Annotated in this window: 16 protein-coding genes and 1 tRNA gene; 8 read left to right on the top strand and 9 right to left on the bottom strand. The window is 49.2% G+C overall.

Annotation, left to right across the window (positions count from 1 at the left end):
* Positions 1-53: 53 nt before the first annotated feature.
* The 5 genes from DET_RS08145 (at position 54) to cysE (ending at position 3,891) form a co-directional block, all read left to right on the top strand.
* Complete coding sequence (locus DET_RS08145; RefSeq protein WP_010937264.1) at positions 54-1,127, top strand: AIR synthase family protein; 1,074 nt, start codon at positions 54-56, stop codon at positions 1,125-1,127.
* Positions 1,124-1,789, top strand: a complete 666-nt coding sequence (locus tag DET_RS08140) for a class I SAM-dependent methyltransferase (RefSeq protein WP_010937263.1) — start codon at positions 1,124-1,126, stop codon at positions 1,787-1,789. The genes DET_RS08145 and DET_RS08140 overlap by 4 nt, the downstream gene beginning before the upstream one ends.
* Before the next feature lie 124 nt (positions 1,790-1,913).
* On the top strand, positions 1,914-2,822 hold the full coding sequence (gene nadA, locus DET_RS08135; protein ID WP_010937262.1) for a quinolinate synthase NadA: 909 nt from the start codon (positions 1,914-1,916) through the stop codon (positions 2,820-2,822).
* Positions 2,823-2,826: 4 nt separating this feature from the next.
* Positions 2,827-3,171 (top strand): divalent-cation tolerance protein CutA, encoded by a 345-nt coding sequence (gene cutA / locus DET_RS08130; protein WP_010937261.1) that lies wholly within the window; start codon positions 2,827-2,829, stop codon positions 3,169-3,171.
* A 27-nt stretch (positions 3,172-3,198) separates the two neighbouring features.
* Positions 3,199-3,891, top strand: coding sequence for a serine O-acetyltransferase (gene cysE, locus DET_RS08125; protein ID WP_010937260.1), 693 nt, complete (start codon positions 3,199-3,201; stop codon positions 3,889-3,891).
* An 81-nt stretch (positions 3,892-3,972) separates the two neighbouring features.
* Here cysE and DET_RS08120 read toward each other — a convergent pair whose 3' ends face one another.
* From DET_RS08120 to DET_RS08090, 7 genes are all read right to left on the bottom strand, one after another.
* Positions 3,973-5,166: a M48 family metallopeptidase gene (locus DET_RS08120; protein WP_010937259.1), complete on the bottom strand. Its 1,194-nt coding sequence runs from the start codon at positions 5,164-5,166 to the stop codon at positions 3,973-3,975.
* Between the two features lie 17 nt (positions 5,167-5,183).
* Positions 5,184-5,750 (bottom strand): LemA family protein, encoded by a 567-nt coding sequence (locus DET_RS08115; protein WP_010937258.1) that lies wholly within the window; start codon positions 5,748-5,750, stop codon positions 5,184-5,186.
* A 50-nt stretch (positions 5,751-5,800) separates the two neighbouring features.
* The gene (locus DET_RS08110; RefSeq protein WP_010937257.1) at positions 5,801-6,184 is read right to left on the bottom strand and encodes a zf-TFIIB domain-containing protein; all 384 of its coding nucleotides are present in this window, start codon (positions 6,182-6,184) and stop codon (positions 5,801-5,803) included.
* Between the two features lie 200 nt (positions 6,185-6,384).
* Positions 6,385-6,594, bottom strand: coding sequence for a hypothetical protein (locus tag DET_RS08105; protein WP_041223416.1), 210 nt, complete (start codon positions 6,592-6,594; stop codon positions 6,385-6,387).
* Between the two features lie 170 nt (positions 6,595-6,764).
* Positions 6,765-6,841: transfer RNA gene (locus DET_RS08100), tRNA-Arg, on the bottom strand.
* Positions 6,842-6,973: 132 nt separating this feature from the next.
* The gene (locus tag DET_RS08095) at positions 6,974-7,195 is read right to left on the bottom strand and encodes a hypothetical protein (RefSeq protein ID WP_010937255.1); all 222 of its coding nucleotides are present in this window, start codon (positions 7,193-7,195) and stop codon (positions 6,974-6,976) included.
* Positions 7,196-7,204: 9 nt separating this feature from the next.
* On the bottom strand, positions 7,205-7,846 hold the full coding sequence (locus DET_RS08090; RefSeq protein WP_010937254.1) for a peroxiredoxin: 642 nt from the start codon (positions 7,844-7,846) through the stop codon (positions 7,205-7,207).
* Positions 7,847-8,155: 309 nt separating this feature from the next.
* On the opposite strand from DET_RS08090, the gene DET_RS08085 reads away from it, so the two are divergent.
* Together DET_RS08085 and DET_RS08080 are read left to right on the top strand one after the other, a co-directional pair.
* On the top strand, positions 8,156-8,743 hold the full coding sequence (locus tag DET_RS08085; RefSeq protein WP_010937253.1) for a TetR/AcrR family transcriptional regulator: 588 nt from the start codon (positions 8,156-8,158) through the stop codon (positions 8,741-8,743).
* Positions 8,744-8,803: 60 nt separating this feature from the next.
* Positions 8,804-10,171, top strand: coding sequence for a mechanosensitive ion channel family protein (locus DET_RS08080; protein ID WP_010937252.1), 1,368 nt, complete (start codon positions 8,804-8,806; stop codon positions 10,169-10,171).
* Positions 10,172-10,246: 75 nt separating this feature from the next.
* Here DET_RS08080 and DET_RS08075 read toward each other — a convergent pair whose 3' ends face one another.
* The gene (locus tag DET_RS08075; protein WP_041223415.1) at positions 10,247-10,489 is read right to left on the bottom strand and encodes an FmdB family zinc ribbon protein; all 243 of its coding nucleotides are present in this window, start codon (positions 10,487-10,489) and stop codon (positions 10,247-10,249) included.
* Between the two features lie 154 nt (positions 10,490-10,643).
* Positions 10,644-11,075, bottom strand: coding sequence for a methylglyoxal synthase (locus tag DET_RS08070; protein WP_010937249.1), 432 nt, complete (start codon positions 11,073-11,075; stop codon positions 10,644-10,646).
* A 283-nt stretch (positions 11,076-11,358) separates the two neighbouring features.
* Here DET_RS08070 and DET_RS08065 point away from each other — a divergent pair, with 283 nt between their 5' ends.
* Complete coding sequence (locus DET_RS08065) at positions 11,359-13,212, top strand: proton-conducting transporter membrane subunit (RefSeq protein WP_010937248.1); 1,854 nt, start codon at positions 11,359-11,361, stop codon at positions 13,210-13,212.
* The last annotated feature ends 18 nt before the right edge of the window (positions 13,213-13,230 follow it).

The following is a 13,230-nucleotide window of genomic DNA, read 5'->3' as shown; positions in this document are numbered from 1 at the left end:
AATCTGCAGATAACTGTTTTACCGGTAGTCCAGTATCAAAAGGAGTAGCTGATATGACCGAAATGCCTGAAATAGGTAAAATATCACCGGATATTTTCAGGGAACTGATTTATCCCAGACTGGGGGCAGCCTCACCGGATGTGCTCATAGGACCTAGAAGCGGGGTTGATGCCGCCGTGGTAAATCTGGGGGGTAAGGCCGTTTCCCTGACTACCGACCCGGTTTTTATAGTACCTGAATATGGTTGGGAGAGGGCTGCCTGGTTTGCTATCAATATCCTCCTCTCAGATTCGGTTACCTCCGGTTTAAAACCCAAATACCTGACCATAGACCTTAACTTACCCATGGGTATTACCAAAGACCAGCTGAGTCTGGTCTGGCAGGTTATTCATGACCAGTGCGCCAGTAACGGCGTTTCCATAGTAACCGGACATACCGCCAGATATGAAAACTGCGGCTACCCGTTTGTTGGCGGGGCAACCGTAATTGGTGAGGGTGAACTGAATCAGTATGTCGGCCCGGAATTCGTAAAGCCGGGCGATAAAATAATTATTACCAAAGGACCGGCTATTGAAGCCTGCGGTATTTTTGCCGCCATGTTCCCCGGTTTTCTGGCCAGAAAATTCGGGGCGGATTTCAGCCGGAAAGCCCAGGATATTTTTTATAAAATGAGTGTGGTGGAAGACGCTCTGGCGGCTGTGTCTGTGGGGGTGCGGGATAACGGGGTAACTGTTATGCATGATGCAACCGAATGCGGCATCTGGGGCGGACTGTATGAAATAGCCGAAGCTGCCGGTATGGGTGTCACCATAGAAAAAGACCAGATTGTGATTGAAGACGGGGTAAAGGAAATCTGCGCCCTGTTCGGGATAGACCCTTTTGCTTCCATAAGTGAAGGCACTCTGCTGCTTACCTGCCGTGCCCATAAGGCGGAGGCAATCCTTTCAGCTATGTCTGCTAAGGGTATCAAAGCTTCGGTTGCCGGTGAAATAACCCCGGCCGGAAGCGGGATGAAGCTGGTGGAAAACGGGCAGGAAAAACCGCTGGTTCACCCTCAGGTTGACCCGTTCTGGAAGGCCTTTTATAATGCCCTGGAAAAGTATGATGAACTGGAAGGCAAAAAATGATGCAGGACAACGTTACTCCGCCCTCCTATTACAAGACAGATTACTGGAAACGTTATTCCAAGGTTTATGACTTTCTAACCCGTTTGCTTTTCACGCCTTTCGGCGGGGAAGAGCGCTTTCGCCGCAAATTCGTAGATGAAGCCAATATTCAGCCCAGGGACAATATTATAGATATGTGCTGCGGCACAGGGGCAACTACCCGTCTGGTAGCCGGAAAATTAAAAGACGGTCAGGTAACAGGGGTTGACCTTTCTCCTGATATGATGGCCAGAGCCAAAGAAAAAGTAACAGGCCTGCCGGCTGTTTTCCAGCAGGCTTCGGGTGACAACCTGCCCTTCCCGGAGGGTACTTTTGACAAGGCTTTTGTATCCTACGGCCTGCATGAAATGCCCACCCCTATCCGCCATGAAGCCATTAAACAGATTTATAAAGTGCTCAAGCCGGGGGGTGTTTTCAACGTGCTGGACTATAACCTGCCTCAGGGTATCGGGGGTTTGGGCATCCGGGTATTTATCCGGGTGTTTGAGGGTCTGCCGGCTTATCAGATGATGCAGCCGGGGGTCTTAAGCGGTGAACTAAAGGATGGCGGGTTTGAAATTCTTAACCGCCGCCAGCGTCTTTTAGGTATGTTCCAGATAATTCAGGTGCGCAAACCGCTTTAGCCTGAGAGCTTTCCCAGCAAATAAACCAGCCCGGCTGCAAACCACAGAGTTTAGCCGGGTTTGCCATATAGTATAGGTTTTTATATCCTTCGGGTGGTAAAATTAGGCCGTAAGAGGCATATATATGTACACAGAGCTTATTTCGCACAAAATAGCGGAACTCAAAAAAGAACGTAAGGCCGTTATACTGGCCCACAACTACCAGCTGGGAGAAATTCAGGAGGCGGCGGATTTTGTGGGTGACTCGCTGGAACTGGCCCGCAAGGCGGCCAATATTGATGCCGAAGTGATAGTTTTCTGCGGGGTTCACTTTATGGCTGAAACAGCGGCTATACTCAGCCCCGAAAAGACGGTCCTTGCACCAGAGCCAAAGGCCGGCTGCCCCATGGCGGATATGATAAGCGGGGCGGAACTCAGGGAATTTAAAGCCCGTTACCCCGGTTTGCCGGTGGTTTGTTATGTTAACTCTACTGCGGAGGTCAAGGCTGAGTCTGATATCTGCTGCACCTCTGCTAACGCCGTAAAAGTGGTGGAAAGCCTGAAATCAGATACGGTTTTATTCGTTCCTGACCAGTATCTGGGGGCGTTTGTTCAGGCGCATACCGCGAAAAAAATAATAAGCTGGCCGGGTTATTGCCCCTGCCATGCCCGTATAAAACCTGAAGATATTCTAAACTTAAAAAAGCACTACCCCAAAGCCAAAGTGGTAGTCCACCCCGAAAGCCGGCCTGAGGTAACCGCCTTGGCAGACGGGGTTTTATCTACCGGGCAGATGGTAACTTATGCCGCCCGGGCAGATGTTAAAGAGCTTATTGTAGGCACTGAAATAGGTATGCTCTACCGCCTGCGAAAGGAAAACCCAAACAAGCTCTTTATACCGGTATCCGAACAGGCTGTATGTGCCAATATGAAAATGACCACCCTGCCCAAGCTGCTTGCCAGTCTGGAAAATATGCAGACAGTAGTAAGTGTGCCGGAGGAAATCCGGCGTAAGGCAGTGGGTGCGGTAGAACGAATGCTGAAGGTGACTTAAAAGGGTGAAGGCAAATTCATTTCTGGTAGTCTTCATAACCGCCAAAGATGCGGAGGAAGCCGCCCTTATCTCAAAGGTGCTGCTTAGCCAGCGCAAAGCGGCCTGTGTCAGCATTGTTCCGCGGGTAAACTCGCAGTATTGGTGGCAGGGGAAGATAGAGGAATCAGCCGAAAGCCTGCTGATTGTTAAAACCCGCCAGTCCCTGCTGGATTCGCTTATAGAGGTAGTAAAGGAAGTTCACAGTTACGAAAACCCCGAAATATTGGCACTGCCGGTAGCCGGGGGCAGCCCGGAATATCTGGACTGGCTGGATAAAGAACTTTCCGCCCCGCCGGATATTCCGGAATAGCCAATGGGTGCTATAATGGGTGCTTAAATGATAAAAGATATTAGAAACGTTTTCAGTAAAGACCCGGCTGCCCGAAGTGTGGCAGAGGTTCTTTTTTGTTATCCGGGTTTGCATGCCCTCTGGTTTCACCGGGTGGCAAACTGGCTTTGGCGTCACAAGCTCCATTTCTGGGCACGCTGGCTTTCCCACGGCGGGCGGTTCTGCACCGGCATTGAGATTCATCCGGGGGCAAAAATAGGCCAGCGTTTCTTCATTGACCATGGAATGGGTGTAGTCATTGGTGAAACCTCTGAAATTGGTGATGACGTGCTCATGTATCAGGGGGTGGTCTTAGGCGGCACCAGTTTGTCCAAGGGTAAGCGTCACCCTACTATCGGCAGCAATGTGGTTATCGGCACAGGTGCGGTAGTGCTGGGCGGCATTACAGTGGGCGAAGGGGCAAAAATAGGGGCGGGTTCGGTAGTGACTAAAGACGTTCCGGCCGGGGCAACTGTAGTGGGTATACCGGGGCGGGTAGTAGAAGAATCCCGCCAGATGGTTATTGATTTGGAACACGGCAAACTGCCTGACCCGGTAGCGGATGCCTTAAAGGTAGTGCTGGCCGAACAGCAAAAGCTGATGGACAGGCTTGCCCAGCTTGAAAAAAACAGCGAGCTGAAAGTGCCTCAGGATGAGCTTCGCGGGCAGATACGTGAAATTATGAAAGAGTTTAACCTCTGACTTTTTAAAATGGATTTTGCGGATATAACAAAAAGGGGCGGTTTTACGCCCCTTTAATATTTCGGTCTAACAGCTTATATATCAGGTCTGGTGGGTTTTGCCGCAGTGCGGGCAACTGACCTCCTGCCCCTTTAAGCCGGGTGGGACACGCAGCCTGACCCCGCAGTCACAATCTACCGTCTGGTATTTATTCATATTCCAGAGGGCGTTTGAGGTTTCGCGGGCGCGGCCGATTTCAGTAGCCAAAGGCCCTTCGTCCGAAGCCTCCCGTATAGTCTCGGCGTGGTCAAGCTTGATAGCGGTAGGCGGTATAACATGCCCGCCTTTCACCTGTTTAAAGGCCTCGTCATAGTTGTGGTAGGAAGCCCCGTTCATAGACCGCAGAATCCGTATCCGCTCGCTTATGGGGGGATGGGTGGAAGTCAGGTCAGCGGCGGCTTTGCCTTTGGCTCTGAAGGGGTTAATTATATACATGGGGGCGGTAGCCTGGTTGGCTGAGCGCAGCTGTGCGGTAGAAGCCCCCAGCTTTTCAAGGGCGGAAGCCAGCCCCTCCGGGTAACGGGTATACTGGGCAGATGACGCATCTGCCAGATATTCGCGTTTGCGTGAGATGGCAAAATATATCAGCTGGGCAAACAAGGGTGCCAGTATAATAAGCAGCAGTGCCGCCACCATCAAGATAGCCTGAGCCCCGCCGCCGCCCCCTTCGTTTGAGGAAGAACGGCGTGACCCTCCGCCGAAAATAAACATCCGTGAGCCGTACTGGGCTAAAATAACTATAGTCCCCAAAAGGATACTGCACCACACCATCAGTGAGACATCCCGGTTTTTGATATGGGCCATTTCATGCCCTATCACACCCTGCAGTTCATCACGGTTCAGCTTCTGCAGCAGTCCGGAAGTAATGGCAACTGAAATATGGTTTTTGTCCCGTCCGGTGGCAAAGGCGTTTAAGGCGGGGTCGTCAATAATATAAACCTTGGGCATGGTATCCAGCCCGGAGGCAATCTTCATTTCCTCCACCACGTTGTAAAGGCGCGGATGGTCAGCCGGTTTTATTTCCTTGGCATTAGCCATGCCCAGAAGAATACTGTCACCCTGGGTTAGGGCTACCAGATTCATAATTCCCCACAGGACAAGAGCAATTACCAGTCCCACCAGCCCGTTATCGGTAAAGGCCATGCCTAAAGCGTAGCCCAGGGCTACCAGAATAAGCCCCATGCCGATAACCAGCATAATGGAACGGGTTCTATTGGATTGTATCTGTTCCCACATATCGGTCTAAATCCTGTTTAAAACTTTACCTTGGGAGCCTGGCGTTCCTCTTCTACTTTAAGCTCAAAAAATTCGCTGGCCTTGAAATTAGCTATACCGGCCACAATATTTGAGGGGAACATCTGGGTTTGGTTGTTGTATTTCATAACCGAATCATTGTAAAACTGGCGGGCAAAGCTTATCTTGTTTTCAGTAGAGGTCAGTTCTTCCTGCAAAGCCAGAAAGTTCTGGTTAGCCTTTAAATTGGGGTAGTTTTCAACTACTGCCAGCAGGCGTGAAAGGGCGGAAGACAGTTCGCCTTCGGCTTTGGCTCTGGCCTCCACACTGGTAGAAGTGGATAACTGCTGGGCCAGATTGCGGGCATTGGTCACAGACTCAAGGGTCTGCCGTTCATGGGTCATGTAGCCTTTGACTGTTTCAATAAGGTTGGGTATCAGGTCATAGCGTCTTTTCAGCTGGACATCTATCTGAGCCCAGGCGTTTTTAACCTGATTCCGCAGGCCTACCAGCCCGTTGTAAGCACCGGCAAACCATAGCCCCAGTATCAGTATCAGTGCCAGAATAACTATAAGTGCAATCCACATATTTCCCTCCTTGTGTTCTTTATATACTAAATATATTCAAAATGAACGCGTTACCGGGCTTTGAAAACCTCTTTGAGGAAATCCACTGCCGGTTGGTTGGTATCTTTGCCTAAGCGGGTAATAAGCTGGTCTACCTCTCCCCCGTCAAAAAACATGCCATGTCCCCCCGGACAGTCATCTGTAATCAGCAGGGGGTCTTTTAAGAGGGCAGTTTTTTTCATCTTACGGCGGCAGATGGGGCAGTGGCGTTTAGCCTCGCGGCTATCGGTTATTTCTTCTGCCTTTGGGGCGGTGCTTTTCAGTTTTACCGCATCCAGCAGCAGACCCAGTTCCCCGGCATCAAACCAAACCCCGTGGCAGGCCGGACAATAGTCCAGCTCTATCTCGCGGTACTCTACTACCAGCATATCTTTAGAGCAAGCCGGGCAAATCATAGACTTCTCCTTATATAACGTATCTATTAGTGTATGGATAGGCATATGTTCTTGTCAATGGGCGGATAGTTGATAATCAAAGCTGGAGAAAGCAGGGCGAATGCATGCGGCTAAATAATAAATGGCGTTATTGAAGAATAAACAGGGTGACAGGCTCGTAAAAAGGCTGCGGTAGCAGTTTTTATAAAACAGGGTTCAGGCTAAGTTTGGTTTCGGCGGGCAATAAGGCAGGCTATACAACCTAGTAGCAGGATAACAGACATGCCGCCCATGCCGATAGTAGTGTTGCTTATCGGGCCAAAAAAATGCCCGCTGGCAACCAACGGCGGAATTACTTCCAAGGCGGTTAGGAAACCCAACACCAAACATATACCCCCGAGTATAGCCAGAAGCAAAGCCAGTTTGTTCATTTGAGATTGACCTCTTAAATAAAACACTATCGTGACTAATTTAAGCACAAAAAATGCCTGCTGACAATAGATTGTATTGTATTCGGAAAAGTGATTAGCAAAGAGACATGCAAAAAGAAAAGCCCCTTGCGGAAAAACACCGTCAGAAGGGGCTTTTTAGCTTCAGAAAGTGGTACCCCTGGGGCGATTCGAACGCCCGACACGCGGTTTAGGAAACCGCTGCTCTATCCTGCTGAGCTACAGGGGCCTGCAACAAGCCCTTATTATAGCTGAAAATCGCCGGAACGGGCAATTGCCTTCCGGACAGGCCTTAATCCATTTAAATAAAAATATGCCCGTTCTGTCTGAGGAACGGGCATATCTCATTCCGCCTGATTTTTCAGTCCAGCAGTTTACTGCCTTTGGGTGTCAGCTGATATTTGCCCTCTTTTTCCTCAGCTAACCCTGCATTTGTCAGGGAACGTACCCCGCTTCTTACCCGATACAAAGGCAGGCCTGCAAACGGGGCTATCTCTTCAGGTGTGCCGGGATGCTCCTTTATGGCTTTTAAAGTTTGTCTGCCGCTGGTGCTCAGGCTTCCGTCAGATTCAAAACAGGGCATTTTATTCTCCTAAAGATTTTTCTTGCACAAATACCAGTCTATACATTCATACCCCTGCCCCATTCTTTCCTCGGCCATTTCCTGGGTAGACGGCGGAGGCACTACCACTTTGTCACCCGGATGCCAGTTAGCCGGCAGGGCTACCTTGTTTTCGTCAGCGGTCTGAAGGGCGTCAATCACCCGCAAAATCTCCTTCATATTCCGCCCTACGTTCATGGGGTAATACATGATAAGGCGTATTTTCTGGTCAGGGTCAAGTATAAATACGCACCTGACAGTCTCGGTTTTGCTCTGTCCGGGGTGAATCATGCCATAAGCCAAAGAGACCTCTTTGTTAAGGTCAGCAATAATGGGGAAGGGTATTTTTATTCCGGTTTTTTCTTCAACATTTCTTACCCAGGCAATATGGGACGAGTTGCTGTCTACGCTCAGGCCCAGCAGCTCAACCCCCCGCTTTTGCAGTTCGGGATAAATCTCGGAAAAGGCAATAAATTCAGTGGTGCAAACTGGGGTAAAGTCTGCGGGGTGGGAAAAGATAATAAGCCACTGGCCTTTAAAATCTTCCAGTTTCAAAACGCCGTGAGTAGTCAAAGCTTCAAACTGGGGTGCGATATCCCCTATACGGGGCATGGGTTGAGTTACTTCTTCCATTTTATCCTCCTGTTTTAGTTTACCGGCATATTCCCGGCGGGTTATATAGAGGGCTGAGTGGTGTTATAAAAGGCCCTCTTTATATTTTATCACCGGCAGCACCGGCCTGACAGGGGGTATCTATCACTTTTATCCGGTTATTTGCCTTTGCTAACCCTGCTTTACCTCAGTCCTTTCTGCATTTCAGGCAGGATATTGGGGAGATTTAGCTTTTTATATAAATTTTATTAAATTTAATATTTGATGCCTTGTGTTTAATCTTATATTTTGTATACTATTAGTAAAAGTAATAAAAAAATCGGTGAAATAATGGACGGATTTGAAAAACGCAAGACCCAGAGTAAAGAAGCTATTTTGAAAGTTGCCCTGGAATTATTTGAACAGCATGGTTTCAGCCGTGTTTGCATACCTGAAATTGCCCGGCAGGCAGGCGTTTCACCGGTGACGGTCTATAATCACTTCGGAAATAAAGAAGAGCTTATCAAAGAGATATTCAAGGTCTTTCTGGATAACCTGCTGGATAGCTACCGCAAGATAATAGAGGCCAAAATGCCGTTTGAGGAAAAGCTGGAGACCTTGTTTTTCAGCCAGGAGGCCTTTACCCAGCAGTATCAGGGTGAGCTTATGGAGACCTCCGCGAAGCGTTATCCGGTAGTGCAGGAGTATATTGATGATTACTGGGGAGAGCAGCGGGACAACCTTATCGGCAAGCTTCTGGCTGAAGGGAAAGCCGGCGGTTACATACGGCCAGACCTCAGCCTGCAGGTCTTTTTCTTTTACTATCAGATAGTCAGGCGGGGTGTTTATGCCATACCTAATATTGCTGAAAGAATGCTGAATAAACCCCATCTTATGCCGGAGGTCATCTCGGTGGCTATCCATGGTTTGCGCGGTTAGCCGGTTTTTGGAGTATAATCTGGCTGCCGGTTGGGAAATTCGGGATAGAAAGAAAACCTTATGCTGATAGAATTTACACTTGAAAGTCTGGTTATGCTGGCTATTGTAGCAGCTGTGGCCTTGGTGCTGTTTTTGTTGGTAAACAGGCTGTTTTCCAAATTTATACGCAAAGATGAGGAAAACAAAGTAAGCCTGCTCAGGAATGTTCTTAAAGCCATCCGCCTCCCGGTTTTGCTCATTATCTGGTGTCTGGCGCTGTATGTTATTACTGAAAATCTGACTATTGAAGTAGAGCTAGGCAAGCAGATTTCCCAGGCTCTTGAGCTACTCATGGTAGCCTTTACTCTTTGGATAGGGGCCGGGCTTATAGAGGGGCTGCTTAGCTGGCTGAAAACGGAAATACCCGGCAAGGCCAATTCAAAGGTAAATGACTATATAATAGACAGCCTCCGTTTCGTAGTGCCCTTTCTGGCACTGCTGGCGCTGGTTGTGGCAGGTATAAATGTATACGGGGTGTCAGCCGACGGGCTGACTGTCTGGCTGGGTACGCACGGAGTCAAACTGCTGCTTATTATCGGTTTGGTGATTGCCGGGGTTTATGCCGTCAGCCGGGGGGTGCCGGCCCTTATCCGCGGCATAATGTTCGGCGGGGTTGCCAAACCCAAAGAAGAGGCCAGAAAGCGGGCGGATACCCTTATCGGGGTGGCCGTTTCCACTGCTGAGGTAGTAGTGGTGGCTATGGGGGCTTTTGTAGCGCTGTCTGAAGTGGGGCTGGATATCGGGCCTATCCTGGCCGGGGTCGGCGTTCTGGGGGTGGCTATCGGCTTTGGCGCCCAGAGTCTGGTCAAAGACTATCTTTCAGGTTTGTTTATCATACTGGAAAACCAGTATTCGGTGGGAGATGTAATAAAGGTTATGGATGTGGTGGGAGAGGTGGAATTTATAGACCTCCGCCGGACCATTGTGCGTGACCTGGACGGGGTGGTGCACGTGGTTTCCAACGGCGAAATACGGATAACCAGTAACTACACCAAGTACCTTTCAAGGGTTAATTTTGATATCAGCATCGGCTATCAGGAAGATATAAATCACGCCATAGATGTTATAAACAGAGTATGCGCCGAATTTACCAGTGAACCCGAATGGAATAAATCTGTAGTTAAAAATTCACTTGGGGTGCTCAGGGTAAATAAACTGGGTGATTCCGGGGTGGATATAAAAGTGCTGGGTGACGTCAAGCCTGGTACCCAGTGGGCTATAAAAGGCGAGCTTCGCAAGCGGATAAAGATAGCTTTTGACCGCGAAAATATTGAAATACCCTGGCCGCATACCAAAGTATTCTTCGGCAATGCTCTGCCGGATACAAAGGCGCAAATTCCCAAAGTGCCGGATGGAGAACATCCGGAAGCGGAGTCTGACTCGGAGTAGGTTCATTCTATTACGCTGAATAAAAATCAGACAGCTGTTATAAAGGCTGTCTGATTTGGTTTTTATCCGGGGAAATCAGCCGGACTTGTTTAGATTGCTCAGGTGGATTACCTTTTTTTCGGGTGTTCTGTTTTTAGTGCCGCTCCTGTTTGTTTTGGCACCGCTTGAAACATGGGAAGTGACCGAACTGCCGAAGCTGCGTTTGCATCCGGTAGCTTTGCATTCCGGACAAACCTGGGGAGTATCCCGGTTATCTACCTTCAGGTTAACATCAAACACGTGGCTGCATTTGGCGCAGCTGAACTCATATATTGCCATGCCTATATTTCTCCTGAAGCATTTATACAGAATATTTTAGAAAAAGAATACCGGCTTGTAAAGTGTTTCTGAATGCGGGTGCTTAGTTAAAGCAGAAGTATAGACATGGTTTGTAGAAGTATGGCCGGTGGCTGATAGCCGGAAGGGGCAAGGTTTAAGGGTCGTCGTCGCTTTCTTTAGGCGGCATATCCTCCAGTTTGTCGGGGTGGAAAAGTACTGTATGAAGGACACAGGCAGCCGTAGCCCGGTTGGTAGCCAGCGGGATATTATGGGCATCGCATACCCGCATCAGGGCGGTAACATCCGGTTCATGGCTTTTGCGTTTCAGCGGGTCACGCAGGAAGATTACGGCTTTGATTATGCCGCTGGCCACAAACCCTCCCAGCTGCAGTTCCCCGCCGTCAGGGCCGCTTTCCTTGAGTATAACCGGCAGCCCGGTATGTTTCCGGATAAGTTCGCCGGTGCTTTTAGTAGCAATAAGGTGATGCCCCTTCATCAGGTGGGCATAAGCTTGAATCAGGTGTACCATGTCCTTTTTGCAGTTATTGTGGGCAATAAGACCCAGAGTAATCTTAGGTTCTTCCATGGCGTGTCACTCCAGAGGGGTGCCTCTCACTTTCCGTAAATCACATTGTAACACCCCATTATTAAGCTTTTGCTAAGCGGATATTAAGGTTGTGTTAAATCCCTGTGTCCAGGGTATTTTGACATTATTCTATTATGTAAAATAACTGGCAGATGGCCAGCTTTGGGCAGGTTTTGACTTTAGCTAGGGCAATACCTAGAATATAAATTTACTGTTTACAGAGTTATAGAATAGAGGGGTCTACAGGGGCTCTTTATCTTTTTATGAGGATTTGTATCTTAAAATGACAGCGGGTTTTTGGCTCGGCGGGGGTATTTTGCTGCTTTTTGCCGCCTTGGCGGGCATAGTCTTCAATCACGGCGGCAAAAAAGTCTGGCAGGCGGTGCTGTGGCTGATTATAGCGGCAGCGGTATGCCTGATTTGCGGGTCTTTAGGGGTATTTTTCGGTAACCCGCTGGATATTTCCCTCTGGAGTATTGCACCCGGGCTGGATATAGCTTTCTATATTGACCGTCTGGCCTCATTTTTTATCCTGATAATCAGCCTGGTTTCACTCTGCGTGGCAATTTATTCGCTGGGTTACAATAATCACCTGTTTTCCAATGAACGTGCCAACCTGCTTTCAGCCTTTATGGGTATTTTCATATTTTCCATGGCCGGGGTGGTGGCCTCAGCCAATACTTTCAGCCTGTTATTCTTCTGGGAGATAATGGCGCTTAGCTCCTTTTTCCTGATGATGAATGATTATCAGGCGGTATTTACCCAGCGGGCCGGCGTCTATTATTTCGTGCTTACCCAGCTTAGCACTGTTTTCCTGATGCTGATGGCTGTGGTTATGTATATCCAAAACGGCAGTTTTGAACTCAGCCTTGACGGTGCGCCGTCCGGTATCCAAAGCCTCGTTTTTGTACTGGCATTTCTGGCTTTTGGGATAAAGGCCGGTATCATCCCCCTTCACAAGTGGCTGCCTTATGCCCACTCAGCCAGCCCCTCCAATATTTCCGCCCTGATGTCCGGGGTAATGCTCAAGGTGGCTATTTACGGTCTGGTACGCTTCCTTATGGATGTGCTCAGTCCGGAAATATGGTGGGGGGTGGTCATACTCCTTTTGGGAGCGGTCAGCGCCTTGCTGGGGGTAATATACGCCCTGAAAGAGCATGACCTTAAAACTTTGCTGGCTTTCCACAGTATTGAAAATATCGGCATTATCCTGATGGGTATCGGGCTGTATGTTATTTTCGGTCTGTACGGGCAGGATACTTTAGCCCTGCTGGCACTCGGTTCAGCTTTATTCCACAGCCTGAACCATGCCATCTTTAAAAGCCTGCTGTTTATGACTGCCGGGTCGGTGGTTATGGCAGTGGGTGACCGTAATATTGAAAAAATGGGCGGGCTGGTGAAGCTGATGCCCTACACTTCGGTTATCTTTCTGGTGGGGGCGGTTTCCATATCCGCCCTGCCGCCTTTCAATGGTTTTATGAGTGAGCTGATGCTCTTTGAGTCTTTCTTCCAGTCATTTTCTCTGGCTGAAAGCAGCATAAAGATACTTCTGTTCAGTGTGCTGGCCATACTGGCGCTTACTTCGGCTCTGGCGGCTGCCTGTTTTGTAAAGGCTTTCGGGGCGGTCTTTCTGGCCATGCCCCGCAGTCAGGAAGCAGCCTCGGCTAAGGAAGTTTCAAAAAGCATGATTATCGGGCCGGCCATACTGGCAGTTGCCTGTCTGGTACTGGGTCTTTTTGCGGTTCAGGTATTCCAGTCGGCAGGTTACAGTTTTGATCTGCCTGATATGTCACTGGTTGGCCTGGTGCTGGTTATATTCGGGGTTTTGGTCTTCGGTATGGTCAGGCTGTTTTCACCCCGGAAAAGCCGCCGGAGTGAGACATGGGCTTGCGGATATATCCGCCCCACCCCCCGCTTTGAGTATACCGCCACCGGCTTTGCCGAACCTCTTTTCCAGATATTCCGGCTGATATACCGCACCCGCCACTACAATGAACGCAGTTACGAAGATAACCAGCAGGCTATTTTCAAGCAGGGCAAGTCCGCCATTCATACCTTAAAGTTTTTTGATGAGTATATTTACCTGCCAATTGCCGGTTTCTTCGGGCGTATTTCCCGTTTCGTATCCCGCCTGTAGGACGTTGATTTGGGCAGC

Source organism: Dehalococcoides mccartyi 195 (genome assembly GCF_000011905.1).
In the GTDB taxonomy this organism is placed as follows: Bacteria; Chloroflexota; Dehalococcoidia; order Dehalococcoidales; family Dehalococcoidaceae; genus Dehalococcoides; species Dehalococcoides mccartyi.
Note: the sequence above shows the minus strand (reverse complement) of the source record. Positions and strands in the feature narration are given on the sequence as shown.